The sequence below is a fragment of the Nocardia sp. Root136 genome, from assembly GCF_001427185.1.
Classification (GTDB): domain Bacteria; phylum Actinomycetota; class Actinomycetes; order Mycobacteriales; family Mycobacteriaceae; genus Nocardia; species Nocardia salmonicida.
The window spans coordinates 746,701-770,092 of the sequence record NZ_LMFE01000007.1; the positions used below are offsets into that span (position 1 = coordinate 746,701).

Consider the following 23,392-nt stretch of genomic DNA (forward strand, 5'->3'; position numbering starts at 1 on the left):
CTCCTCGTTCACTAGAACACGTTACAAAACTGAGCCACTTCACGCTAGTTATCCAGCGAACTTCTCTGTTGACTCCTGTTATATCCGAGGTAGGGCGATCTTCTCGACAGAAACGAGAACCTGTTCTAATCTCAGAGACGAATAGAACCGGTTGTCGATCCGACACAGGCAGGAGCGGGCTCCGAAATGACGCAAGAAGTGACCGAACGGGTCGAGGCACTGCTGCCGACGCTGCGTGAGCGCGCGCAGGAGGCCGAGGACCTGCGCCGCATCCCCGAAGAATCCATGAAGGCGCTGCAGGAGACCGGTTTCTTCCGGCTGCTCCAGCCCAAGCAGTGGGGCGGCCACGCCGCCGATCCGGTGGTCTTCTACGACACCGTGCGCAAGATCGCCAGCGCGTGCGGCTCCACCGGCTGGGTCGCGGGCATCATCGGCGTGCACAACTGGCACCTCGCGCTGTTCGATCAGCAGGCCCAGCAGGACGTCTGGGGCGAGGACACCGATGTGCGCATCTCGTCGTCGTACGCGCCGATGGGTGCGGGACAGGCCGTCGACGGTGGCTACATCGTGCGCGGCTCGTGGGCCTGGTCCTCGGGTTCCGATCACGCCACCTGGGCGGTCCTCGGCGGTCCGGTGATCAAGAACGGCAAGCCGGTCGACTTCGGCAGCTTCCTGATCCCCCGCTCGGACTACCGCATCGATGACGTCTGGAACGTCGTCGGTCTGCGTGGCACCGGCTCCAACACCGTGGTCGTCGAGGATGTCTTCGTCCCGTCGCACCGCTTCCTGAGCTTCCGCGCCATGAGCGAGGGCCGCGCGCCCGGCCTCGAACAGAACACCGACCCCGTCTTCAAGATGCCGTGGGGCACCATCCACCCCACCACCATCTCCACGCCGATCGTCGGCATGGGCTACGGCGCCTACGAGGCGCACGTCGAGCACCAGGGCAAGCGCGTGCGCGCGGCCTACGCCGGCGAGAACGCCAAGGACGATCCGTTCGCCAAGGTGCGCGTCGCCGAGGCGGCCAGCGACATCGACGCCGCGTGGCGTCAGCTCTCGGGCAATGTCGCCGAGGAGTACGCACTGCTGCTGGCGGGCGAGGAAGTGCCGTTCGATCTGCGCGTGCGCGCCCGGCGCGACCAGGTGCGTTCCACCGGCCGCGTGATCGCCTCGATCGACAAGCTCTTCGAGTCCTCCGGCGCGACCGCGCTCGCCAACGGCACCCCGCTGCAGCGCTTCTGGCGTGACGCGCACGCCGGACGGGTGCACGCGGCCAACGATCCCGAGCGCGCCTACGTCATGTACGGCACGCACGAGTTCGGGCTGCCCGTCACCGACGCCATGGTGTAGCCGATGACCCAGACCGCTGAACTGACCTACGAATCGACCTCACGCTTCGCGCAGGTCACCCCCGATCTGAAGCTGCACTACCACGAAGCCGGGGTGGGCAACGGGCCGACGATCGTGCTGCTGCACGGTGGTGGACCCGGCGCCTCGGCGTGGTCGAACTTCGCCCGCAACATCCCGGTACTGGCCGAGCACTATCACGTGATCGCGCCCGATCAGCCGGGTTACGGCAAGTCCGACAAGCCGATCGACCACCCGCAGTACTTCGTGCACAGCTCCAACGCACTGCTCGCGCTGCTCGATCACCTGGAGATCACCGACCGGGTGCACCTGCTCGGCAACTCCCTCGGCGGCGGCGCCTCGGTGCGGTTCGCGCTCGACCACCCCACCCGCGCGGGCAAGCTCGTGCTGATGGGTCCGGGCGGATTGAGCACCAACCTGTTCGCGCCCGACCCCACCGAGGGCGTGAAGCTGCTCTCGCGGTTCACCTACGAACCGACCAGGGACAACCTGGAGAAGTTCCTGCGGATCATGGTCTTCGACCAGTCCCTGGTGACCGAGGAGCTCATCGACGAGCGGTTCGCGCTCGCCAACACCCCCGAATCGCTGGCCGCGATGAAGGCGATGGGCAAGTCCTTCGCCGGCGCCGACTTCGAGAAGGGCATGCTGTGGCGTGACGCGTACAAGCTGCGTCAGCCGGTGCTGTTGATCTGGGGTCGCGAAGATCGGGTGAACCCCCTCGACGGCGCGCTCGTAGCCACCAAGGTGATCCCGCGCGTCCAGCTGCACGTGTTCGGTGGCTGCGGGCACTGGGCACAGCTGGAGAAGTTCGACGAGTTCAACCGGCTCACGGTCGATTTCCTCGGGGAGAAGTAATGAGCATTCGCGCCCTGGGCTACATGCGCATCGAGGCCACCGACATGGCGGCCTGGCGCGAGTACGGCCTCAAGGTTCTCGGCATGATGGAGGGCACCGGGCTGAATCCCGACGCGCTCTATCTGCGCATGGACGATTTCGCCGCGCGACTGGTGATCGTTCCCGGCGAGCAGGACCGGCTGCTGGTCTCGGGCTGGGAGGTCACCGACGCGCCCGGTCTGCAGCAGCTGCGCGAGACCCTGAGCAAGGCCGGGGTCGCCTTCACCGAGGGCACCAAGGAAGAGCTGGGTGAGCGCCGCGTCGAGGGCATGATCCGGTTCCAGGATCCGTCCGGGAACACCCTCGAGGCGTTCTACGGCGCGCAGTACCTGGGCCGCCGCTTCGTGAGCCCCTACGGCCACAAGTTCGTCACCGCCGAGCAGGGTCTGGGCCACGTGGTGCTGACCTGCACCGACGATGCCGCGGCGCAGGCGTTCTACCAGGACATCCTCGGCTTCCGGCTGCGCGACTCCATGCGCCTGCCGCCGCAGATGGTGGGCCGTCCCGCCGACGGCGACCCGGCCTGGCTGCGGTTCTACGGCTGCAACCCGCGCCACCACGCGCTGGCGTTCCTGCCGCTGCCGAATCCGACCGGCATCGTGCACCTCATGGTCGAGGTGGAGAACTCCGACGACGTCGGCCTCTGCCTGGACCGCGCCATCCGCAAGAAGGTGAAGATGTCGGCCACGCTCGGTCGGCACATCAACGACAAGATGCTGTCCTTCTACATGAAGACTCCCGGCGGATTCGACATCGAATTCGGTTGTGAAGGACTGGAAGTCGACGACCATGAATGGATTGCCCGCGAATCGACCGCGGTCAGCCTGTGGGGTCACGATTTCACTGTCGGATTTCGGCAGCAATAGGAAACGGCGGCGAAGGACATGACTGAACAGAGACCGGCTATCGACGGCCGGCAGTTCCGCACTGTGCTGGGACAGTTCTGCACCGGCATCACCGTCATCACCGCGCTCGATCCGGACGGTGCGCCCATCGGGTTCGCCTGCCAGTCCTTCGCCGCGCTCTCCCTCGACCCGCCCCTTGTACTGTTCTGCCCCACCAAGGGGTCGCGGTCGTGGGCGGCGATCGAGGCGGCGGGCAGGTTCTGCGTGAACGTGCTCTCCGAGGAACAGCAGCCCACGTGCGCGCGTTTCGGCTCGCGGGAGACCGACAAGTTCGCCGGCGTCGCCTGGCACACCTCCGAACTCGGCGTTCCGGTGATCGATGATTCGCTGGCCACCATCGAATGCACGGTCGACTCCGTCGTCGACGGCGGCGACCACTACATCGTGATCGGCCGGGTCCACGCGCTCGCGGAATCGGCCACCACCGGCGGTCGTCCGCTGCTGTTCTACCGCGGCCAGTACACCGGCATCGAGCCGGACAAGACCACTCCCGCCCCTTGGCGTGCGGACCTGGACCACTTCCTCACCACCACCAGTCTCGACACCTGGTTGTGAGCTCAACGGGCGCTGCCGCACACAAAGTGCGGCAGCGCCCGTTTTTCTGTTTTTAAGTGCTCATTCATTGAGCACTTTGCCTCGGATGATGGTTCTATGACCATCGAATACCTCATCTGCACGGACGCGAACGCTTGGGAAGCGTGGCTGTCGGCCCACCACTCGTCCGCAGGTGAGGTCTGGGTGCGAATCGCGAAGAAGGGCGCACCCGAGCCCTCGGTGACGATCAGCGAAACCCTGGACGGCGCGCTCTGCTACGGCTGGATCGACAGCCATCGCCGCAGCCTCGACGCCCATCACTACCTGCAGCGATACTCGCCGCGTCGAGCACGGAGCCCTTGGTCGCAGGTCAACGTCGCCAAGGCCGAAGCCCTCATCGCCGCGGGGCGGATGCGGTCGGCCGGGTTCGCGGCCATCGAATCGGCTTGCGCCGACGGCCGCATCGCCCAAGCGATCACCGCGCTCGAAAAATGATCACCAGGCCACCGGAGTTCTCACGCTCCGGCGACCTGGTGATCAGTGGTCCAGATCAGGCGATACGCAAGACGACGTCGCTGAGGACGGGAGCGTCGTCTCGTTCGACCACGGTGACGACCGCGATCAACTGGTCGCCCTCGCGCCACACCTTGGTGCGCAGGGTCTCGCCCGGGTAGAGCACGCCGGCGAACTTGGCCCGGAAACCGCCGACCCGACCCGCGTCACTGTCGAGCAGGGCGTCGGTGAGGGCTTTGCAGACGGTGCCGTAGGTGGACAGGCCGTGCAGGATCGGGGCGGGAAAGCCTGCGCCACGAGCGAATTCGGGATCCGAGTGCAGCGGGTTGCGGTCGCCGGAGAGGCGGTACAGCAGGGCCTGCTGCGGCAAGGTCGGGGTGAGCAGTTCCGCGTCGGGGGCCCGATCCGGCAGTTCGGTGCGGGTGCTCGGGCCGCGCTCGCCGCCGAAGCCGCCCTCGCCCTTGGCGAAGATGGAGGACCGCACGGTCCACAGCGGTTCACCGTCGGACCCGGTGACGGTGTGCTCCTGCACGATCACCGCGTTGGCGCCCTTGTCCCAGATCTCGGCGATCCGGCCGACCGAAACCGCCTTGCCGGTGGCGGGAATCGGCTTGTGCACCTCCACTTCCTGGTGACCGTGCACGACCTTGGCCAGGTCGATCTCGATCCCGGGGAAGCTCACTCGCGGCGGCTCGGTTTCACCGAGGGTCGGCGCCACCGTCGCGAACGTCGGCAGCACCTGGGGTGCGCGATCGTCGAGGTAGGCCAGCTCGGCCGGGTCGGTCGGACGCGCCCCGGCGCCGAGGCCCAGGTGATAGAGCTGCACGTCGGTGGGCGTCCAACTGAACTCGCGCGCAGGCAGTGTCGCGCCGAGCGCGGTCGCTAGATCAATGGGCATCGGTTACTCCTGCATGTCTGCTGAACAGTGTGAATGGCTCGTTCGGGGCACTGCGGAGGTGGCATGAGCGCGCACTCGATCGCACGAACACGCCACCTCCGATCATGCGTCGGCCTCGTCCGCCGGCTCGGTCGCCGACACGTCGAGGACCGCCAGATAGCCGATCGTGATCGTCGGGCTGACGCTCATGCGTTCGTCTTCGCGGATTCGGCCGTCTTCCTGGCGACGATGTCGAGCACCGCCAGGTAGGCGAAGGTGATCGCGGGGCCGATGGTGGCGCCGGGGCCCGCGTAGGTGTGGCCCATCACCGGCGAACTGGTGTTGCCCGCGGCGTAGAGGCCGTCGATGACGGAATCGTCTTCGCGCAGTACACGTGCGGCGGTATCGGTGACGAGTCCGCCCTTGGTGCCGAGGTCGCCGGGCACCATCTTCGCCGCGTAGAACGGGCCCTGCGACAGTTCGGCCAGGCACGGGTTCGGCTTCACGGTCGGGTCGCCGTAGTAGCGGTCGTAGTGGCTGTTGCCGCGACCGAAGTCCTCGTCCTTGCCCGCGGCGGCGAAGCCGTTGAACCGCTCGATCGTCGAGGTCAGGTTGTCGACGGGCACGCCGATGCGCTCGGCCAGCTCCTGGATCGTGTCGGCCTTGACGATGTAGTCGTTCTCCATCCAGCGCGACGGAAAGCGCTGGCCCGGTTGCAGGCCCGCGAAGATGTAGCGGTTGCGGTAGCGCTGGTCGAACACCAGCCAGGACGGCACGTTCTCGCCGGGACCCGCGCCCTGGCCGTACTCACCGCCGTACATGGTGTGCACCGCCTCGACGTAGGGCGCCGACTCGTTGCCGAACCGCTCCCCCCGGTCGTTGACCATGATGGTGCCGGGCAGATTGCGCTCGGCCAGCGCGAACCAGGGCTTGCCGCCCTTGAAGATCGTCGGACCCCACCAGGCGTCCTCCATGAAACCGACCGTCGCACCCGCTGCCATACCCGCGACGATGCCATCGCCGGTGTTGGCCGCGGCACCGGTTGTCCACTCAGTGGTTATCGGCTGACGCTGGTACTTGGCCCGCATGTCGGCATTGTGTTCGAACCCGCCTGCGCCGAGCACCACGCCGTAGCGCGCGGTGAAGGTGACCGGTTCGCCGTCGACGGTGGCCTTGACCCCGGTGACCTTGCCGTCGGTGACCACCAGATCGGTGAGCGGGGTGTTGAGCAGCACCGGCACGCCCGCGTCGAGCAGGCCCTTGCGCATGGCGGCGATGATGGCCTGCCCCATGCCGAGCAGATGCTTGCCGGTCCACTTGGCCAGGTAGGTGCGCGCGCCGACGCGCAGCGCCCGCATCGCGCCCTTGGGATGACGGCGGATCAGGTTGAGCCGCACGAAGTCGGCCTGCATGACGACCACGTTCAGCGGCGCCTTGGCGTAGGGCGGTTCCAGGTTGACCAGTTCCGCGCCGAGCACCTTGCCGTTGAACGGCGTCGGTTCGCACGAACGCCCCTGACCGAGGCCGCCTGGGGCCTCGGGGTAGTAGTCGGAGTAGCCGGGAACCCACTTCATCTTCAGCGGGGTGTGGTCGAGGACGAAGTCGAACGCCTCGGCGCCGCGATCGAGGTAGGTATCGATCTTCTCGGCGGGCACCACGTCGCCGATGATGCTGTGCAGGTAGGTGCGCGCGTCCTCGCGGTCGTCGGGGCGGCCCGCGGCGAGCAACGCCTTGTTGCCCGGAATCCAGACGCCACCACCGGATCGGGCCGTCGACCCACCGTAGTGCGCGGCCTTCTCCAGCAGCACAACGCTCAGTCCCTTGTGCGCCGCCGCGAGGGCGGCGGTCATCCCGGCGGCGCCGCTACCGACGACCACGACATCGTATTCCCGATCACTCATGTAGAACACGTTATAGAAGGGTCCGGTCGTTGGACAGATAAAAATAGAACTCAGTAGAACATGTTGCAGAAATCACCAGATGTAGCGTTGTATTGTCAGGTGAACGGCTGATGCTGGACTGGAAAACCGGTTACAGTTTTGACGTCTAGATCCTTCCGACCGTGCTGCCAAGGAGGTCCGCGTGCTGCCTGACGCGGTACGAACCCATCTCGCCGACGAACTGGCCCGCGCCGAAGACGAGCGTGTCGCCGTGTTGCCGCTCGTCGACCGGTTCCCCGATATCGATGTGGTCGACGCCTACGAGATCCAGCTGCTCAACATCCAGCGGCGGCTCCGGTCCGGCGCGAAGGTCGTCGGGCACAAGGTGGGGCTGTCGTCGAAGGCGATGCAGGAGATGATGGGCGTCGACGAGCCCGATTACGGTCACCTGCTCGCCGACATGGAGGTCTACGAGGACGTCCCCGTCGACACCTCGAAGTTCCTGCTGCCGCGCGTGGAGGTCGAGGTCGGATTCGTGCTCGGCGCCGACCTGCCCGGCGAGGACTGCACCGAGGCCGACGTGCTGGCCGCGACCGTCGCGTACGCGCCCTCGATCGAACTCATCGACTCGCGCATCAACGACTGGAAGATCGGCCTGACCGACACCATCGCCGACAACGCCTCCTCGGCCGGATGGGTGCTCGGCAAAGAACGCGTCGCACCCGGCGACATCGACATCAAGGCAATCGACGCCGTGCTCACCCGCAACGGCGAGGTCATCGCCGAGGGCCGCAGCGACGCGGTGCTGGGCGATCCGGTGATCGCCGTCGCGTGGCTGGCGCGCAAGGTCGCGACCTTCGGGGTGCGGTTGAAGAAGGGCGACATCGTGCTACCCGGTTCCTGCACCCGCGCCATCGACGCCCGCCCCGGTGACGACTTCCTCGCCGAGTTCACCGGACTCGGTTCCGTCCGTTTGCGTTTCAGCTGAACCAGACTTCCTAGGAGAACACCGTGACCAGCAAAGTCACCGCCGCGATCGTGGGGTCCGGCAACATCAGCACCGATCTGCTCTACAAGCTGCTGCGCTCGGACAAGATCGAGCCGCGCTGGATGATCGGCATCGACCCGGATTCGGAGGGGCTGAAGCGGGCACGCGGGCTGGGTCTGGAAACCTCCGCCGAGGGCGCGGACTGGCTGCTCGCCCTCGACGAGAAGCCGGATCTGCTGTTCGAGGCCACCTCCGCCTACGTGCACCGCGCGTACGCGCCGAAATACGAGGCCGCGGGTATCCGCGCCGTAGACCTCACCCCGGCCGCCGTCGGCCCGGCCGTGATCCCCCCGGTGAATCTGGATTCGCTGCGGGACGCGGCGAACGTCAACATGATCACCTGCGGTGGCCAGGCCACGATTCCGATGGTCAACGCGGTCTCGCGGGTTGTCCCGGTGTCCTACGCCGAGATCGTGGCCTCGGTGTCCTCGGTGTCGGCCGGTCCGGGTACGCGCGCGAACATCGACGAGTTCACCAAGACCACCTCCAAGGGTGTGGAGACCATCGGCGGCGCCGAACGCGGTAAGGCCATCATCATCCTGAACCCGGCCGAGCCGCCGATGATCATGCGCGACACCATCTTCTGCGCCATCCCCGAGGATGCCGATCGCGACGCGATCTCGGAGTCGATCTTCCGGATGGAGAAGTCCATTCAGGAGTACGTGCCCGGCTACCGGCTGCTCAACGACCCGCAGTTCGACGAACCGTCGCTGGTGTCCGGCGGCTTGGCGAAGGTGTCGATCTTCGTCGAGGTCGAGGGTGCGGGCGACTTCCTGCCGCCGTACGCGGGCAACCTCGACATCATGACCGCCGCCGCCACCCGCGTGGGTGACGTGCTGGCCGACCAGATCATCTCGGCTCGGGTGTAAGGAGTTTCGACCATGAGCAATATCCTCAAGCCCTTCTCGGGCGAACTCGATGTGCGTGTCACCGACACCTCGCTGCGTGACGGCTCGCACCACAAGCGTCACCAGTTCACCGTGGCCGAGGTGCGCGATATCGTTGCTGCCCTTGATGGTTCGGGTGTCCCGGTCATCGAGGTGACGCACGGTGACGGCCTGGCCGGTTCCTCGTTCAACTACGGTTTCTCGAAAACCCCGGAGCAGGAACTGATCAAGGCTGCCGCGGAAACCGCCAAGCAGGCCAAGATCGCCTTCCTCATGCTGCCCGGCGTCGGCGTCAAGGAAGACATCAAGATCTCCCAGGACAACGGCGCGTCCATCTGCCGGATCGCCACCCACTGCACCGAAGCCGACGTCTCCATCCAGCACTTCGGCTACGCCCGCGACCTCGGCCTCGAAACCGTCGGCTTCCTCATGATGGCCCACTCCACCACGCCGGAGAACCTGGCCGCGCAGGCCCGCATCATGGCCGACGCGGGCTGCCAGTGCGTCTACGTCGTCGATTCCGCGGGCGCGCTCGTCCTCGAGCAGGTCTCCGACCGCGTCTCGGCCCTGGTCGCCGAACTCGGCGACGACGCCCAGGTCGGCTTCCACGGCCACGAGAACCTCGGCCTCGCCGTGGCGAACTCGGTCTACGCCGTGCGCGCGGGCGCCACCCAGATCGACGGCTCGGCTCGCCGCTTCGGCGCGGGCGCGGGCAATCTGCCGGTCGAAGCCTTCATCGGCGTCTGCGACAAGCTCGGTATCAAGACCGGCGTCGACTTCTTCGCCGTCACCGACGCCGCCGAGGACGTGGTTCGCCCGGCGATGCCGTCGGAATGCCTGCTCGACCGTCAGGCGCTGATGATGGGCTACGCGGGTGTCTATTCCAGCTTCCTGCGCCATGCCGAACGCCAGGCCGAACGCTACGGTGTCTCCGCCGCCGAAATGCTCGTCCGCGCAGGCAAGCGCAAGCTCGTCGGCGGCCAGGAAGACCAGCTCATCGATATCGCCCTGGAACTCCAGCGCGAAGCTTCGGTTACCGCCTCGGCCTGATGCGGACCCTCCTGACGGCGTGACCCCCGGGTCACGCCGTTCGGCGTTGCAGGCCCACAACGTTTTTCACCGCGTGAGCGCACCGGCGGCAAGATAGTCGTCGCCGCCGACGAAGTACGTGTGGCCGTCGGCGACCGCTTCGGTGCCTGCCCGAACGATCACGCGCGCGAAGTCCTCGACGGTGGGCAACGGGCCTGCCGCGCGGCGGGACTCGACACTGCCCGGATCGCGCCGTTCCAGCAGGCGGACGATGATCGTCCCGTCGATCATGTCGCCGGACACCACCGTGAAACCGACTCCGCGCTCCCGGAATTCGGGGATCAGCGCTCGTAGCGCATCCTCGCCTGCCCGCTTGCTGCGCGCTATCGGCGTGTAACCCGGTGGCACATCGTCGTTCTCGTGGATGAAGTGCGCCTGATGGCTGGTGACGAACACGATCCGGCCACCCTCCGGCATCAGCGGCAGCATCGCCGTGGCCAGGTTCACCTGCGCGTCCCGGTTGAGCCGGAGGGCGTACCCGGGATCGGCATCCCGTTCGAGCCCGCCGGATGCGTTGAGCACCAGGGTGTCCAGCCGCCCGAAGGTCCGGCCGACCTCCGCGACCATCGTCTCGACAGCCGCCGGATCGGAGACATCGGCGCCGAGCACCGAAGCGCTCCCACCCGTGGCCACGATCGCGTCCACGACGTCCTGGGCCCGCTTGCGCTTCTCCCGAAAGTTCACGACGACATGCGCCCCCGCCGCGCCGAACTGCGCCGCCGCCTCCGCCCCGATCCCCCGCGAAGCCCCGGTGACCAGCACGATCCGCTGATCCCGCCGCACTGTCGAATCCATCGTCGATCTCCTCGTCCATCCCCGACCGGCCATCATGCTTCTGATTCAGAAGCAACTATCGTGCTTCTGAATGAGAAGCGCAACCGGCGACGAGCCCTCGCAAGCGATCCTGGCCGCGATCGACCTACTCGGCCAGCGCTGGATGCTGCGCGTGATCTGGGAACTGGAGCCCGGCCCCCTCGGCTTCCTCGACATCCGCCGACGCATGGGCAATTGCTCGTCGAGCATGCTCTCGGACCGACTCCAGCAGCTCCAGTCCGCGGCACTGATCCGCAAGAACGGCCAACGCGGCGCCTACGAACTCACCACCGAGGGCGCCCTCCTCGCCGAATCCCTGCAACCCCTATGGGACTGGTCCGAGAACCGGACGTCCTCCGGCGACGGCAACGGCCGAATCCCGTGGCGTCCCGACCGTTAGTCCACTGATCGCAAAAACCGCTGGACAGCGGCGATATAACTGGCTGATGAGCGAGGATACGGCGACATTGTTCTGCGATACCGGCATGGCTGCCCGGATCGAGCGGATGGAGACCGATGCCATCTCCGGCGGGGTGAGCACGGGGCTTCGTCGGGGGAAGGCGGAGTTCACCGGGTTCGCTCACGAGATCGCCGGTGGCGCGGCATGTTTCGCGGGGCCCGGATCCCCGCTGAACAAGGTGGTCGGAGTCGGCTTCGCCGGGGTGCCGACGGTGGCGCAGTGGGAGGCGGTCGAACAGGCTTATACCGAGGTGGGGGCACCGGTCCAGGTGGAACTGGCGCATCTCGCCGACCCACGGATCGGGGCCGACCTGACCGCTCGTGGGTATCGGTTGGCCTCGTTCGAGAACGTGCTCGGTCTGCGTCCGCGGGGACGCGCCTGGCCGACATCGCGGTCGGTCGAGGTGCGTCGCGATGACGAGAACGGGTTCGATACCTGGCTCGATACCGTCGTCGGCGGCTTCGCCCACCCCGACGACGGTCTACCCACCCACGAAGAGTTCCCCCGCGACATCCTCGCCGCTGTCATCCGAGACCTCGCCGCCACCGGCGACACTCACCGCTACCTCGCCTACCGAGACGGCATTCCGGCCGGCGGCGCCAGCCTCCGCATGTCCGACGGCATCGCCGCGCTCGCCGGGGCGGCGACCCTGCCCGAGCACCGTCGACAAGGCGTCCAGACAGCGTTGCTCTCGACCCGCCTCGGCGCCGCGGCCGCGGCCGACTGCGACCTCGCGGTCGTCACCACCGAGCCGGGATCGAAATCCCAGAAGAACTCCCAGGCCCAAGGCTTCGCGCTGCTCTACACCCGAGCGGTGCTTGTCAAAGACCCCGCTTGAGGCCCGAGTCCTCCTCGACGCGGATCTCTTCGACGGTCGGCCCCTTGGCCGACAGGCCGCTCACCAGCAGGGCGTAGATCGCGACGATGAGGATGGGCGCGGCCAAGGGGGCCCAGATCAGTTGGACGGGGACCCAGGCCGCGGTAGCCGCGGCGATCGTGAACAGAACCGCGCCGCCGACCGAGGGGATGGTGGTGGGGACCACTCCTTCGGGGGCGTGCAGGACGGCGGCGTTCAGCAAGTAGGTGGTCGCGACCAAACCTGTTGCCGCCGAGGCTATGACGCCGACATCGGAGACGGCCAGCGCGGCGATGGTGATCAGCACCGCGCCGACCGAGGCCGGGCGCCACCACCAGCTCGCGATGATCAGCGCCAGCGCGGGCACGCCGGCGACGGGGTTGATCAGCGCGACCGCGGCGACCAGCAGCAGGCCGGCCAGGAGGGCAAGGAATCTCGTCATCGGCGTACCCGTACTGCTCGGCGGTGTTCGGGGAGCAGGCGCATGGCTTGATCGAGGCGGGTGTCTTCGGGCCAGGGGATGATGTCGACGCCGACGGTGCCCATATCCCGGTACATCGAGGCGCGCTCGAGCTGCCACATCTTGGCCATGGTGGGGTCGAGGCCGTCCGCGAAGGGAGTGCCGCGCAAGACGTCGACCGCGACGACCACGTGGCCGCGTTTACGCAGGTCGATCAGGGCCAGCGCGAACTGCGTGTCGAGCAGGGTGGAGAAGGCGACCACGATCGCGCCGATCGGAACGGCGGCGTGGGGCGCGAGGGTGCCGGTGGTCTCGACGTGTTCGTCACCGACGCCGAGGACGGTGTCGACGATGCGATAGAACTGCCTGCGTCCGATATCGGGGCGCAGCCAGCGAGGCGCTTCGCCGAGGCACACCACGGCGGTGCGGTCGCCGGATTGCAGCGTCGACTGCACCACTTGCGCCGCGCCGCGCACCGAGAGTTCCAGCGAGGCGCTGGCCGGACCCGGCGCCTGGAGCGAGGTGTCGACCATGACGACCACGTCGGCGGAGCGGTTGGTGAACCGCTGGGTGACGTAGAGCCTGCCGCGCCGCGCGCTCACCGGCCAGTTCACAGCGCGCAGCTGATCGCCCGGCGTGTAGGCGCGGATGTCGGCGTATTCGACACCAGGACCGTGTCTGCGGGTCAGGTGGGTGCCGATGCGGTCGGGAAGTTCGGTGCGCGGCAAGCGCATTCGCTGCGGATCAGCGATGGGGTAGACGTAGAGTTTGGCCGCGGGCAGCTCGGTCGTCGCGACCGCCAGCCCGGCCGGGCTCAGCGCGGACACCTTCACCTGCACCGGATACCGTCCCCAACGGGTGGCGGAGAGCCCGAGTCGCATGCCCGCGGGCGCACCGCCGGAATCGTGGGCTTCCTCGACCTCGAGTTCCAGGCCGGGCAGCGGCAGGGCTGTCATCCGTAGCAGTGCGTGCCCGCTTTCGACGAAAGCGACAGCACTGCAACCGATCACCTCGTTCTCGAAACAGCGCACGGTGCCGCTGCCGTCGACCTGGACCCTGGTCGGCGCCTGCTGCCACGGCGCGGTGGCGAGCACACCGAGCATCGGCGCGGCGAAGACGACCAGCTGCCACTGCCCGAGCAGCACCGCGACGACCAGTGCCGCTGCCGCGCAACCGGCCAGGATGAACACCAGCGGCGCGGGCCGCCACCGGAGGTCGACCTCGACCGTTCTGGATTCGTCGCGATGCTTCATGTGCTCGTGGCGCGGGGCACCGGTAGCCGGCGGAGTAGTTCGGTGATGACGTCCTCACCGCGAATGCGGCGGACCCACATCTCGGGGCGCAGGGTGATGCGGTGCGACATCGCCGCCACCGCCAGCGCTTTCACGTCTTCGGGGATCACGTAGTCGCGCCCGAGCAGCAGGGCCCTCGCCCGTGACATCTGCACCAGATCGAGTTCGGCACGCGGGCTGGCGCCGACCTCCACCTGGGGATGGCTGCGGGTAGCCGAGGCCAGCGCCACGACGTAGCTCACCACGTCGGGGTGCACGGTGACGAACTCGACCGACTGACGCATCTCCATCAGACCCTGCGCGTCGACGACCTGGCCCACCTGCGGCGCGGTGGAACCACGTTCGAGCCTGCGCCGGATCATCTGCGTCTCGTCGGCCTCGGAGAGGTAGCCGAGGCGCAGCTGGATGGCGAAGCGGTCGAGTTGGGCCTCGGGCAGCGGGTAGGTGCCCTCGTACTCGATCGGGTTGTCGGTGGCCAGCACCACGAACGGCTGTGGGAGCAGGAAGGTCTCGCCGTCGATGCTCACCTGCCCCTCGGCCATGGCCTCGAGCAGGGCGGCCTGGGTCTTGGGCGGAGTGCGGTTGATCTCGTCGGCGAGCAGCACATTGGTGAAGACCGGACCGCGACGGAAGTTGAACCGGCCCGACGCCATGTCGTAGATCGTCGAACCCAGCAGGTCGGCGGGCAGTAAATCCGGCGTGAACTGCACGCGGGTGAAGTCGAGTCCGAGCGCGGCCGCGAAAGACCGCGCGATCAAGGTCTTTCCGAGGCCTGGCAGGTCCTCGATGAGTACGTGCCCTCCGGCCAGCACGGCAATCATGATGAGCTGCATCTCATCTCGCTTGCCGACCACGACACGGCCCAGCTCACGCAGTACGGCATCGGAGCGCTGGACGGTCACGTTCAACGGCATTGTCATCGGTGGCCTCTAACCCCTCACATCGTCTGCAAACGGCGCAGGATCTCATCCAGCGCCTCTTTACCCGGTGCGCGTCCGGTTTGATCGCGCAGCGCGGAGTTCGCCGGATCCACCCAGCGCCACAGTTCAGGTCCGAACTGCAGCTGACCGGCGGCCTCGGTGGCCCGGCGATTCTTGGAAACCCTCAGCCCAGTCGACAGCTCGAATTCCTTGGCGAGCAGGGGCCGCAGGTGTCGGTCCCAGTCGGCACGGGTGCCGTCGGCACGAGCGGTGAGCATCTCGGCGCGCGCGTGCCAGCGAACGAGCATCTCGGCGGGACCGTTGTCGATGTATTCGGTGAGCGGTTCCTCGCGGATCACGCGGTGGCGCAGCGACCAGACCAGCATCGCGAGCGCCGCGGCCACCGGTATGGCGACCGCGAGCAGCACCGAGTCACGATCCAGACGCACCAACGCCACTTCGATCACAGCGACCGCGAGTACGGCCGTGACGATCACCGAGGTCCGATTCACGCCGTCACCAGCCGGCGTTGCAGGTCGGTGAGCACGATGCGCAGCAGTTGTTCGGCGCGCATGCGCTGCCATTCGAGCATCGAGTGCGGGCTGAACCGCGCCTCCTCGAACAGCGCGACCAGCTCACGGGCCGAAGCATCGTGCAGCACACCGCTTTCGAAGGCCCTGGCCAGCACTTCCATCGGGGTGTCGGAGGCCAGCGGGCGGGCGGCGAGGTCGCTGGACAGGCCGCGCTCCATCGCCACATAACAGGCGATGATGGCGGTACGCGGGTCCTGACCCGGGGCGTTCATCGCGGCCAGGCCCATTTCGGCGGCGCGCGTGAGCGAATCGACTTCACTGGCGGTCGGTTCGTTCTCGACGGGCGCGGCAGGGGCCGGTTCGCGGCGCGCGGCCACGGCGACGACGACCAGACCGACCAGCGCGACCACGATCAGCACGATGGCCAGGATCGCCGCGATCACCAGGGCGGTGCCGGTGAGTTCCGTGGGTCCGGTCGTGGGGTCCGCGGCATGGGTGTCGGTGGTGGGGACTGGGCCGGAGCCCTCGGCCAGCGTTTCGGCGGCCGGGCGCATCGGGCGGGCGCCGGGCAGCAGGAACAGCGCGGTGACGCCACCGGCGAAGATCAGCGCGACTGTGGCCACGGCGATCGGGACCAGCAGCGCCATCCTGCGCCACTGGATGCGCGGCATGGCGTCGCGTTCGGCTTCCGGCATCGCCAGCGGCAGTCGATGCTGGCTGGCGATCACGCCAGCCACCAGGATGACGATCGAGACCAGCAGCAAGACCGGCATCACGGCGACGAGCAGCGGCGAAGGAGCGCCGGTCGAGTTCGACCCGGCGCCGGGCAGACTGCCCTGCAACGCGATCGTCGCGGCGACGACCAGTGCGATCACGACAATCGCCCGCGTAATGGGCTGATTCACCCCGATCACAGCTGTACCACCAAACCCCGAGAGACTGCACAAAACAGCCACATAGTTACATGCGGAGTGGTCCGCTCGAGAGAAAATCGATGCTTTTGGACCCTCTCCTAATATTGTCCCCCTGGGATCAAGGGCATGCTACGCAGTGCGAACGTTTAACTCGCCAGTTAATGGCAACTCACCGAGACGGCTGGCGGTGCGCGCCAGATCGGGAATCGCGGGGACGCCAGCGGTCAGCTCGTGTGGGGGTTCGGGGGCGTGGACGGTGAACGGGAGATCGGCGTCGTAGAGGACGTCGACGAGGTTCACCAAGCGCATGGCCCAGTCGGGCGAGACTTCGCGTAGCGGCGGGACCTCACGCAGAGTCCAGTGGCGGTAGCGGTCGGCGAGACACAGATAGTCGGCCGCGCTGGTGGGGGCGGCACAGATGTCGTGGAAGCCGACGGTGATGGCGTCGGCGGTGGCGTGGGCGCGGAGGGTTCGGCCGTTGCCGATGGGCACGTCGACGCGAGGGAATGCTGATCCGATATCCGCTGTGACCACGTAACGACCCGCGAGGAAGCCGGTATCGCGGTGTGCGGTCCTGGTGCGGTAGTCGAGCGGTCCGTCGAGGGTGACGGTGTCGAGATTCGCGAGGATCCGCCCGATGGTGGGCAGGAAGTGGTCATGGAACAGGGGGTTGGGCAGCAGGTCCTCGGGCCGGTAGTTGGAGGTGACCACGAGGGTGCGGCGCTCGGCGAAGAGGGTGTCGAGCATGCGGGCGACGAGCATGGCGTCGCCGATATCGGTGACGTGGAATTCGTCGAAGCAGACCAGGTCGGCGTCGCCGAGGAGTTCGCCGATCGCGCGTTCGATCGAGCCGAGGGCGTGGGTGGCCGCGTGCAGGGACGCGAAGAAGGCATGGAAGTGGAAGCGGCGCTTGCGCTCTGTGTCGACCGAGGCGAAGAAGCGGTCCATCACCATGGTCTTGCCCCGACCCGGGCGGCCGTGCAGGTAGACGCCGGACCGATCCGTGCGCAGGTCGGCGGGCTGCTCGGGTCGACCAGCATTGCCGCGTCCGACGGGACGCGTGAGCGGAATGCCGAACCAGCCCGTGCGCCGATCGCCGCGTTCAGCGGGGCGTCGGGCACCGAGGGGGCGGCCCGGATCCAACAGTGATTCGAGCGCGCGCAGGGCCGCCTGTTGCGCGGGGTCGAGCACCACGGTGTCGGGTTTCATGCGAACTCCTTCGTCCTCTACAGTTGTAGAGGACGGGCGTCGCGGACGGCCAGGAGAGGTGACGATGTCCACAGACCGACGGGTGCGGATCGTGGCGGGGGCCATCGAACTCATCGCGACACAGGGAATCCGCGCACTCACCCATCGCGCGGTGGATACCCGGCTGGCATTGCCACCGGGTTCGACCTCCTATTACTTCCGCACCCGACAAGCGTTGATCGAGGCGGTGGCGGACGGGATCACCGCTCGATCGCGCTCGGATTTCCTGGCCGCACAGCGGGAATTCGCGAACCGACAATCACTGGACCCAGCCCAGGTCGCGCGCGATATCGCGACGTGGCTCGAGCAGCTGCTCACGCATCGCCGCAACGAGCTGATCGCCCGGCACGCCTTGATCATCGAAGTCCTGTCCGACCCCGAGCTACACGCCAGCCTGGCAGGCAGCCTGTTCTCGCTGGACCGCGCCACCGCGCTGTTCGACGCGCTCGGCGCCGTCGATCCCCGCGCGTCAGCCCACGACTTCCTCGCGCTACTGGAAGGACTCGTCTTCGATCGGTTCGCGGGACTGCGCGCGGGATCGGCGGCCGACGTCGATCAGCTCGCCCGACCACTGGCTGATTTCCTCACAAGTGGTCGTAACTATCAGCCCTGCCAACCGAATTCGGAATAAGGCTCGGCCGAATTCAACGCCGCCAATCCGAGCGCGGAATATTCGATCAGATCGTCGGGTAGTTCGCCGAGCAAAAACCATTGCAGCGCATAGCATTTATCGGGCTCGCGATTGAAAGGTTCACCGCGCCAATCCTCGACGCGAAAGAACAGGCCGAGACGGGAGTCGCGGCCCGGTGCGGTGACATGGGCGACGTGCACCAGGCGCAGGGCAGCGGGATCGATCTCGACCCCGACCTCCTCCGCGGCTTCGCGAACCGCGGCCGCCGCCGCCGATTCGTCGGCCTCGAGTTTTCCCGCGGGCAGGTGCCAGCGGTGATCGAACCCGTCGCCGCTGCGGCGCAGGCTCAGCAGGACCTCGTCGCCGCGGATCAGCAGGATGTGCACGTCGACCAGGTGGCGGGGAGTCACCTGGTCGAGCGTAGAAGGACCGAGGCTATGACGTCAGCACCAGCCCGGAGGTGGGGACGCCGGTGCCCGCGGTGACGAGGATGCGTTCCAGGGCGTCCACCTGGTTCACCGAGGTACCGCGGATCTGACGGACCGCCTCGGCGATGCCGTTCATGCCGTGGATATAGGCCTCGCCCAGCTGGCCGCCGTGGGTATTGAGCGGAAGGCGCCCGCCGATCTCGATGGCGCCGTCGGCGATGAAGTTCTTGGCTTCGCCGCGGGGGCAGAAGCCGAGTTCCTCGAGCTGCATGAGGACGAACGGGGTGAAGTGGTCGTAGAGGATCGCGGCCTGCATATCGGCGGCGGTCAGGCCGCTCTGCGCCCACAGCTGGTCGCCGACGAGCCCCATTTCCGGCAGGCCGGTCATGGCGTCGCGGTAGTAGCTGGTCATCACGTATTGATCGGCGCCGCTGCCCTGTGCGGCGGCCGCGATGATCGCGGGGCGCTGCGGGAGGTCGCGGGCACGTTCGGCGCTGGTGACCACGATGGCGACACCGCCGTCGGATTCCTGGCAGCAGTCGAGCAGGTGCAGCGGTTCGGCGATCCAGCGCGAATCCTGGTGCTGTTCCAGGGTGATCGGCTTGCCGTAGAAGAAGGCATTGGGGTTCACCGCGGCGTGCTTGCGGTCGGCGACCGCCACCGCGCCGAAATCAGCACTGGTCGCGCCGGTGACGTGCATGTACCGGCGGGCGACCATCGCGACCTGCGCGGCGGGCGTACCGAGACCTTGCGGGTAGGCCCAGCCCGCGTCGATCCCCGATGACGTGGGCGCGGCGGCCAGCGCGGGCGAGAACTGACCGAACCGAGCACCGGACCGTTCGTTGAACGCCCGGTAGGCGACCACCACATCGGCGACCCCGGTGGCCACCGCCATGGCAGCCTGCTGCACGGTCGCGCACGCGGCACCGCCGCCGTAACCGATGTGGCTGAAGAACTTCAGACTCGGGATGCCGACTGCCCTGGCGACGGCGGCCTGGGTGTTGGTGTCCATGGTGAAAGTGGTGAGGCCGTCGACGTCGGCAGGTGTGAGACCCGCGTCGGCCAGCGCCGCGCTGACAGCCTCCGCGGCCAACCGCAATTCGCTGCGACCGGAGTCCTTGGAGAAGTCGGTGGCACCGATGCCGACGATGGCGGCGCGACCGGAAAGACCGGCGCGGTCGGCGGATTCGGCTGAGGTGGTGCTCATTTCGGCTCCAGATCGGGAAGGGCGATGACGGCCGTAGCGGTGATGTGCTCGCCGAGGCTGTCTTTGCCGTGCACGTCGATGGTGACCTGGGTGCCGTCGATCTCGGTGACCGTGCCGGAAAGGGTCAGGGTGTCACCGGCGTACAGCGGCACGCCGAGACGAAGAGCGATGCGCTTGACCAGCGCACGCGGACCGGCCCAGTCGGTGACGAAGCGCTGCACCAGACCGGTGTCGGTGAGGATGTTGACGAAGATGTCGCTCGACCCGCGCTCGACCGCCTTGTCGCGGTCGTGGTGCACATCCTGGAAGTCCCTGGTGGCCAGCGCGGTGCTGATCACGAAGGTGGGATCGGCGTGAATCGCCAACTCCGGCAGCACAGTTCCCACCGCGAGGGTGGCGAGTTCGACCGTGGGGGTCATCGAGGCGTCCTTTGCGGTCATCACACGGCCTGCCAGTACGGCAGCACGGTTCCGTCGGCGAGCTTTTCGAAGGCGACGCGGACGGGCACATCGATGGCGACCTCGGCCGGGTCGATGCCCCGCAGTTCGCCGAGCACGCGCACGCCTTCGTCGAGTTCCACCAGGGCCACAACGAAGGGCAGGTCGCGACCGGGCACCTTCGGCGCGTGGTGGACCACGAAGCTGAACACGGTGCCGGTGCCCGCCGCCACGATGTAGTCGGTGGGCTCCGCCTTGTCCTGCCACAGGGCGGGAATCGGCGGGTGCCGCAACGAGCCGTCGGGCAGCCGCTGGATCCGCAGCTCGCCGATTTCGGTACCGGCCCAGAAGAATTCGGTGTCACGCGAGATCACCGGACCGACCCGGCCCTCGGGCGCGGTCTCGACCCCGTCCGTGGCGGGTGCGGCCGCGGCGGTGCCGGGGGCGAACTTCAGCAGCCGGAACAGCATTTCGGTGACGACCTCGTCACCGACCGACCAGGTGGTGGCGTAGGTGAGGAACCAGCCGTCGCCCAATCCGGTTCGCTTGGGGCCCTTGACTTCCGCGAGCTTGCTGGTGACCTGCACCTGTTCACCGGGCCGCACGTAGCGGTGGTAGGTCTGCTCGCAGTTGGTGGCGACGACCGAGGTGTAGCCCGCCGCGTCGAACAGCTCGTTGGCGAGGTTCATCGGGTCGTCGGCGGCCCGGACTCCGTGCAGTCCCTGCATGGTCCATACCTGGGCCATCGCGGGCGGCGCGACGATGCCGGGATGCCCCGCCGCCCTGGCGGCTTCGTCGTCGACGTAGATCGGGTTGGCGTCGCCGAGGGCCTCGACCCAGTTGTGGATCATCGGCTGGTTCACCGGATCACGACCGACGCGCGGCGCCGACTCCCCCGCCGCGACGATCTTCGCCGCGCCCTCTGCGAGTTCTTCTGCGGTGACCGATTCCGGCACGCGGCGCTCCTTGTTCATCGGGGTACGCGCGGGAGGTCGAGGCCGGCCGTGGCGACCAGTTCGCGCATGATCTCGTTCACGCCGCCACCGAAGGTGACGACGAGGTTCTGCTTGGTGCGCCGGTCCAGCCAGCCGAGCAGCTCGGCGGTGCCGGGCTCGGCCGAGTCGCCGTAGCGGCCGATGATCTCCTCCACGATGCGACCCGCGTCCTGTAGCGATTCGGTGGAGAAGATCTTGGTCGCCGAGGCGTCGGCGATCACCGCGTTCTGCGCCGCGGACGCATCGGCCGCCGCGACCTGCCAGTTCAGCAATTCGTTGAGCCGAACCATGGTGCGCACCCGACCGAGCGCGCGCCGAACCTCGGGCTCGCCGAGCAGGCTGTGCTGCGCCGACCAGTCACGCAGGCGGTCGTAGAGCTGTTCGATCTTGCCGGAGGGGCCGAGGCTGACGCGCTCGTGGTTGAGCTGGGTGGTGATCAGCCGCCAGCCGCGGTTCTCCTCGCCGACGAGCATCTCCGCGGGCACCCGCACATCGTCGAAGTACGTGGCGTTGGTGTGGTGGGCGCCGTCGCAGGTGATGATCGGGGTCCAGGAGTAGCCGGGGTCCTTGGTGTCCACGATGAGGATCGTGATGCCGCGGTGGCGGGACTCGACCGAGCCGGTGCGGCACGCCATCCACACGTAGTCGGCTTCGTGGGCGCCGGTGGTGAAGATCTTCTGCCCGTTGACGATCCAGTCACCGTCACCGTCGCGCACCGCCGTGGTCCGCAGTGCGGCGAGGTCGGTGCCCGCCGACGGCTCGGAGTAGCCGATGGCGAAATGGATGTCGCCGGAAAGGATTCCGGGCAGGAACTTCTTCTTCTGCGCGTCGGTGCCGTACTTCTGCAGGGTCGGCCCCACGGTCAGCAGGGTGACCAAGGGCAGCGGAACATCGGCGCGGACAGCCTCGTTGAAGAAGATCTGCTGTTCCATCGGGCCGAAACCCTGGCCGCCGAACTCCTTGGGCCAGCCGACACCGAGCCAGCCGTCGCGGCCCATCCGGCGCACCACCTCGCGGTAGGTGTCGCCGTGCCGGTCCACCGCCATCGCCGCGGCCTCGGCCGGGCTGATGAGATCGGCGAAATAGGAACGCAATTCTTCGCGCAACCGCCGCTGTTCAGCGGTCAGATCGATGAACATCTTGCTCCCAGAAGGTCGAGCCGCAGACCCGCTCCGCCGAGAAGCCGGGCGAGGTCTTTGGCCTGCGAGTAGTAGCGGTGCATCGGGTGGGTGATATCCACACCCAGTCCACCGTGCAGGTGGTGACATTTCTGCATGGCGCGCGGAACTTCGGCCGCGGCCCAGTAGGCGAGCACATCGAGGTCCTCGTCGATGCGGTCCTGGAGCTCCGGCGACGGATCGGGCTGCGCCAGCGCCCAGCACGCCGACTCCGCGGCGACGTGCAAGGTGCGCGACACCACGTAGAGATCGGCGATCTGCTGCGCCACGGCCTGGAATTCGGCCAGCGGCCTACCGAACTGTTCCCTGGTGCGCACATGCTCGGCGGTGAGCGTGAGCGCGCCCTTCAACAGGCCGTCGGCGACCGCGCCGATACAGGCAAGGGCGTGGCGGTGCAGCACGGGCAGCACGTCGGGCAGCAGTTGGTCGGCCGGGATCTCGACGTCGTCGAGCACCAGCGTCGCCTCCGGAATGCCCGCCGAACCGGCCACCGGGATGATCTCGAGGCCCGGCGCGACCGAATCGACCAGTGCCACACCGCTATCGGTGGGCACCAGAATCCACCGGGCCTCCGACGCGTAGATCACGCCGGACTTGCGGCCGGTGATCCGCACCGTATCGCCGTCGCGCACCGCCTTGGTGGTAGGCGCGGTGGTGAACGGCGCCCCCGGTTCGGTGAGCGCGGCGGTGAGCACGATGCCCTTGCCGACCTCGGCGAGCACGCGCTCGGCCAGTTCGTCCGACAGCACGTCGAGCAGCGGCAGCACACCGAACCCGAAGGTCGGCAGTGCCGCCACGGCGGCGGCATCGGTGGCCAGCTCCATGAGCAGCGCCGATACTTCGAGCAATCCCATGCCGTCGCCGCCGAATCGCTCCGGTACCGGCACGGCGAGCAGGCCGGAGTCGATCAGGCTCGGCCACAGGGCCATATCCCTGGCCGACTCACGTTCGAGCAGGCTTACCACTACCTCGGCTACGGCGTCGGCGCTTTCGTCGCGGGTGAAATCCACGGCGTCCTCCCTCAT

At 67.6% G+C, this 23,392-nt stretch carries 26 protein-coding genes; 11 read left to right on the forward strand and 15 right to left on the reverse strand.

Going from position 1 to position 23,392, the window contains the following annotated elements; all coding sequences use genetic code 11:
- Nucleotides 1-186: 186 nt before the first annotated feature.
- From hsaA to ASD42_RS20475, 5 genes are all read left to right on the forward strand, one after another.
- Nucleotides 187-1,350 (forward strand): 3-hydroxy-9,10-secoandrosta-1,3,5(10)-triene-9,17-dione monooxygenase oxygenase subunit, encoded by a 1,164-nt coding sequence (gene hsaA, locus ASD42_RS20455; protein WP_056818912.1) that lies wholly within the window; start codon nt 187-189, stop codon nt 1,348-1,350.
- Between the two features lie 3 nt (nt 1,351-1,353).
- Entirely contained in the window at nt 1,354-2,223 is an 870-nt protein-coding gene (gene hsaD, locus ASD42_RS20460; protein WP_056818913.1) for a 4,5:9,10-diseco-3-hydroxy-5,9,17-trioxoandrosta-1(10),2-diene-4-oate hydrolase, read from the forward strand.
- A complete protein-coding gene (gene hsaC / locus ASD42_RS20465) occupies nt 2,223-3,128 on the forward strand; it encodes an iron-dependent extradiol dioxygenase HsaC (RefSeq protein WP_056818916.1) in 906 nt (301 codons plus the stop codon). The genes hsaD and hsaC overlap by 1 nt, the downstream gene beginning before the upstream one ends.
- An 18-nt stretch (nt 3,129-3,146) precedes the next feature.
- Nucleotides 3,147-3,722 (forward strand): 3-hydroxy-9,10-secoandrosta-1,3,5(10)-triene-9,17-dione monooxygenase reductase subunit, encoded by a 576-nt coding sequence (hsaB, locus tag ASD42_RS20470; RefSeq protein ID WP_056818918.1) that lies wholly within the window; start codon nt 3,147-3,149, stop codon nt 3,720-3,722.
- Nucleotides 3,723-3,818: 96 nt separating this feature from the next.
- Nucleotides 3,819-4,196 (forward strand): YdeI/OmpD-associated family protein, encoded by a 378-nt coding sequence (locus ASD42_RS20475; RefSeq protein ID WP_056818920.1) that lies wholly within the window; start codon nt 3,819-3,821, stop codon nt 4,194-4,196.
- Nucleotides 4,197-4,251: 55 nt separating this feature from the next.
- Here ASD42_RS20475 and ASD42_RS20480 read toward each other — a convergent pair whose 3' ends face one another.
- Together ASD42_RS20480 and kstD are read right to left on the reverse strand one after the other, a co-directional pair.
- On the reverse strand, nt 4,252-5,112 hold the full coding sequence (locus tag ASD42_RS20480; RefSeq protein ID WP_056818922.1) for a MaoC/PaaZ C-terminal domain-containing protein: 861 nt from the start codon (nt 5,110-5,112) through the stop codon (nt 4,252-4,254).
- Between the two features lie 185 nt (nt 5,113-5,297).
- Nucleotides 5,298-7,001: a 3-oxosteroid 1-dehydrogenase gene (gene kstD / locus ASD42_RS20485; RefSeq protein ID WP_056818924.1), complete on the reverse strand. Its 1,704-nt coding sequence runs from the start codon at nt 6,999-7,001 to the stop codon at nt 5,298-5,300.
- Between the two features lie 172 nt (nt 7,002-7,173).
- Between kstD and ASD42_RS20490 the strand changes: the two genes are divergently transcribed.
- Genes ASD42_RS20490 through dmpG form a run of 3 tightly spaced genes read left to right on the forward strand, consistent with a single transcriptional unit; the run spans nt 7,174 to nt 9,956 of the window.
- Complete coding sequence (locus ASD42_RS20490; protein WP_056818926.1) at nt 7,174-7,959, forward strand: 2-keto-4-pentenoate hydratase; 786 nt, start codon at nt 7,174-7,176, stop codon at nt 7,957-7,959.
- Between the two features lie 23 nt (nt 7,960-7,982).
- Nucleotides 7,983-8,888 carry an acetaldehyde dehydrogenase (acetylating) gene (locus tag ASD42_RS20495; RefSeq protein ID WP_056818927.1) on the forward strand — a complete coding sequence of 302 codons (906 nt, stop codon included), beginning with the start codon at nt 7,983-7,985 and terminating at the stop codon, nt 8,886-8,888.
- Nucleotides 8,889-8,900: 12 nt separating this feature from the next.
- Nucleotides 8,901-9,956 (forward strand): 4-hydroxy-2-oxovalerate aldolase, encoded by a 1,056-nt coding sequence (gene dmpG / locus ASD42_RS20500; protein WP_056818929.1) that lies wholly within the window; start codon nt 8,901-8,903, stop codon nt 9,954-9,956.
- A 66-nt stretch (nt 9,957-10,022) separates the two neighbouring features.
- Here the strand turns inward: dmpG and ASD42_RS20505 are convergent, their stop codons facing one another.
- Nucleotides 10,023-10,790: an SDR family oxidoreductase gene (locus tag ASD42_RS20505; protein WP_056818931.1), complete on the reverse strand. Its 768-nt coding sequence runs from the start codon at nt 10,788-10,790 to the stop codon at nt 10,023-10,025.
- A gap of 70 nt (nt 10,791-10,860) precedes the next feature.
- On the opposite strand from ASD42_RS20505, the gene ASD42_RS20510 reads away from it, so the two are divergent.
- Together ASD42_RS20510 and ASD42_RS20515 are read left to right on the forward strand one after the other, a co-directional pair.
- Nucleotides 10,861-11,208, forward strand: coding sequence for a winged helix-turn-helix transcriptional regulator (locus ASD42_RS20510; RefSeq protein WP_056818933.1), 348 nt, complete (start codon nt 10,861-10,863; stop codon nt 11,206-11,208).
- Nucleotides 11,209-11,254: 46 nt separating this feature from the next.
- Nucleotides 11,255-12,106: a GNAT family N-acetyltransferase gene (locus ASD42_RS20515; protein WP_056818935.1), complete on the forward strand. Its 852-nt coding sequence runs from the start codon at nt 11,255-11,257 to the stop codon at nt 12,104-12,106.
- Here the strand turns inward: ASD42_RS20515 and ASD42_RS20520 are convergent.
- From ASD42_RS20520 to zapE, 6 genes are all read right to left on the reverse strand, one after another.
- Complete coding sequence (locus tag ASD42_RS20520) at nt 12,090-12,566, reverse strand: hypothetical protein (protein WP_056818937.1); 477 nt, start codon at nt 12,564-12,566, stop codon at nt 12,090-12,092. The two genes, ASD42_RS20515 and ASD42_RS20520, sit on opposite strands and share 17 nt — an antisense overlap.
- Nucleotides 12,563-13,837: a DUF58 domain-containing protein gene (locus ASD42_RS20525; RefSeq protein WP_056818939.1), complete on the reverse strand. Its 1,275-nt coding sequence runs from the start codon at nt 13,835-13,837 to the stop codon at nt 12,563-12,565. The genes ASD42_RS20520 and ASD42_RS20525 overlap by 4 nt, the downstream gene beginning before the upstream one ends.
- On the reverse strand, nt 13,834-14,796 hold the full coding sequence (locus ASD42_RS20530) for an AAA family ATPase (RefSeq protein WP_056818940.1): 963 nt from the start codon (nt 14,794-14,796) through the stop codon (nt 13,834-13,836). Before ASD42_RS20530 ends, ASD42_RS20525 begins: the two co-directional genes overlap by 4 nt.
- Before the next feature lie 17 nt (nt 14,797-14,813).
- On the reverse strand, nt 14,814-15,308 hold the full coding sequence (locus tag ASD42_RS20535) for a hypothetical protein (RefSeq protein WP_056818943.1): 495 nt from the start codon (nt 15,306-15,308) through the stop codon (nt 14,814-14,816).
- Entirely contained in the window at nt 15,305-16,234 is a 930-nt protein-coding gene (locus ASD42_RS20540) for a DUF4129 domain-containing protein (protein WP_056819359.1), read from the reverse strand. The genes ASD42_RS20535 and ASD42_RS20540 overlap by 4 nt, the downstream gene beginning before the upstream one ends.
- 138 nt (nt 16,235-16,372) lie before the next feature.
- On the reverse strand, nt 16,373-17,452 hold the full coding sequence (gene zapE, locus ASD42_RS20545; protein WP_056818945.1) for a cell division protein ZapE: 1,080 nt from the start codon (nt 17,450-17,452) through the stop codon (nt 16,373-16,375).
- 64 nt (nt 17,453-17,516) lie between these two features.
- Between zapE and ASD42_RS20550 the strand changes: the two genes are divergently transcribed.
- Nucleotides 17,517-18,122 carry a TetR/AcrR family transcriptional regulator gene (locus ASD42_RS20550; protein ID WP_056819360.1) on the forward strand — a complete coding sequence of 202 codons (606 nt, stop codon included), beginning with the start codon at nt 17,517-17,519 and terminating at the stop codon, nt 18,120-18,122.
- On the opposite strand, the gene ASD42_RS20555 is transcribed toward ASD42_RS20550, so the two are convergent.
- The 6 genes from ASD42_RS20555 to ASD42_RS20580 are packed head-to-tail and all read right to left on the reverse strand — an operon-like array spanning nt 18,095 to nt 23,392.
- Nucleotides 18,095-18,532 carry an NUDIX domain-containing protein gene (locus ASD42_RS20555; protein WP_056818947.1) on the reverse strand — a complete coding sequence of 146 codons (438 nt, stop codon included), beginning with the start codon at nt 18,530-18,532 and terminating at the stop codon, nt 18,095-18,097. The two genes, ASD42_RS20550 and ASD42_RS20555, sit on opposite strands and share 28 nt — an antisense overlap.
- 25 nt (nt 18,533-18,557) lie before the next feature.
- Nucleotides 18,558-19,757, reverse strand: coding sequence for a lipid-transfer protein (locus ASD42_RS20560; protein ID WP_056818949.1), 1,200 nt, complete (start codon nt 19,755-19,757; stop codon nt 18,558-18,560).
- The gene (locus ASD42_RS20565) at nt 19,754-20,176 is read right to left on the reverse strand and encodes a MaoC family dehydratase (protein ID WP_056819362.1); all 423 of its coding nucleotides are present in this window, start codon (nt 20,174-20,176) and stop codon (nt 19,754-19,756) included. Before ASD42_RS20565 ends, ASD42_RS20560 begins: the two co-directional genes overlap by 4 nt.
- 20 nt (nt 20,177-20,196) lie before the next feature.
- Entirely contained in the window at nt 20,197-21,168 is a 972-nt protein-coding gene (locus tag ASD42_RS20570) for a bifunctional MaoC family dehydratase N-terminal/OB-fold nucleic acid binding domain-containing protein (protein WP_056818951.1), read from the reverse strand.
- Nucleotides 21,165-22,328 carry an acyl-CoA dehydrogenase family protein gene (locus ASD42_RS20575; RefSeq protein WP_056818953.1) on the reverse strand — a complete coding sequence of 388 codons (1,164 nt, stop codon included), beginning with the start codon at nt 22,326-22,328 and terminating at the stop codon, nt 21,165-21,167. Before ASD42_RS20575 ends, ASD42_RS20570 begins: the two co-directional genes overlap by 4 nt.
- The gene (locus tag ASD42_RS20580) at nt 22,313-23,392 is read right to left on the reverse strand and encodes an acyl-CoA dehydrogenase family protein (RefSeq protein WP_174551976.1); all 1,080 of its coding nucleotides are present in this window, start codon (nt 23,390-23,392) and stop codon (nt 22,313-22,315) included. The genes ASD42_RS20575 and ASD42_RS20580 overlap by 16 nt, the downstream gene beginning before the upstream one ends.

Coding starts and splice junctions, on each gene's coding strand:
- ASD42_RS20520 (WP_056818937.1), bottom strand. CDS start 12,566: ATGACGAGATTCCTTGCCCTCCTGGCCGGCCTGCTGCTGGTCGCCGCG.
- ASD42_RS20515 (WP_056818935.1), top strand. CDS start 11,255: ATGAGCGAGGATACGGCGACATTGTTCTGCGATACCGGCATGGCTGCC.
- ASD42_RS20565 (WP_056819362.1), bottom strand. CDS start 20,176: ATGACCCCCACGGTCGAACTCGCCACCCTCGCGGTGGGAACTGTGCTG.
- ASD42_RS20480 (WP_056818922.1), bottom strand. CDS start 5,112: ATGCCCATTGATCTAGCGACCGCGCTCGGCGCGACACTGCCTGCGCGC.
- ASD42_RS20580 (WP_174551976.1), bottom strand. CDS start 23,392: ATGAGGGAGGACGCCGTGGATTTCACCCGCGACGAAAGCGCCGACGCC.
- hsaA (WP_056818912.1), top strand. CDS start 187: ATGACGCAAGAAGTGACCGAACGGGTCGAGGCACTGCTGCCGACGCTG.
- ASD42_RS20530 (WP_056818940.1), bottom strand. CDS start 14,796: ATGACAATGCCGTTGAACGTGACCGTCCAGCGCTCCGATGCCGTACTG.
- ASD42_RS20510 (WP_056818933.1), top strand. CDS start 10,861: ATGAGAAGCGCAACCGGCGACGAGCCCTCGCAAGCGATCCTGGCCGCG.
- hsaC (WP_056818916.1), top strand. CDS start 2,223: ATGAGCATTCGCGCCCTGGGCTACATGCGCATCGAGGCCACCGACATG.
- ASD42_RS20570 (WP_056818951.1), bottom strand. CDS start 21,168: ATGAACAAGGAGCGCCGCGTGCCGGAATCGGTCACCGCAGAAGAACTC.
- dmpG (WP_056818929.1), top strand. CDS start 8,901: ATGAGCAATATCCTCAAGCCCTTCTCGGGCGAACTCGATGTGCGTGTC.
- ASD42_RS20475 (WP_056818920.1), top strand. CDS start 3,819: ATGACCATCGAATACCTCATCTGCACGGACGCGAACGCTTGGGAAGCG.
- ASD42_RS20525 (WP_056818939.1), bottom strand. CDS start 13,837: ATGAAGCATCGCGACGAATCCAGAACGGTCGAGGTCGACCTCCGGTGG.
- ASD42_RS20575 (WP_056818953.1), bottom strand. CDS start 22,328: ATGTTCATCGATCTGACCGCTGAACAGCGGCGGTTGCGCGAAGAATTG.
- ASD42_RS20550 (WP_056819360.1), top strand. CDS start 17,517: ATGTCCACAGACCGACGGGTGCGGATCGTGGCGGGGGCCATCGAACTC.
- ASD42_RS20560 (WP_056818949.1), bottom strand. CDS start 19,757: ATGAGCACCACCTCAGCCGAATCCGCCGACCGCGCCGGTCTTTCCGGT.
- hsaD (WP_056818913.1), top strand. CDS start 1,354: ATGACCCAGACCGCTGAACTGACCTACGAATCGACCTCACGCTTCGCG.
- zapE (WP_056818945.1), bottom strand. CDS start 17,452: ATGAAACCCGACACCGTGGTGCTCGACCCCGCGCAACAGGCGGCCCTG.
- hsaB (WP_056818918.1), top strand. CDS start 3,147: ATGACTGAACAGAGACCGGCTATCGACGGCCGGCAGTTCCGCACTGTG.
- ASD42_RS20505 (WP_056818931.1), bottom strand. CDS start 10,790: ATGGATTCGACAGTGCGGCGGGATCAGCGGATCGTGCTGGTCACCGGG.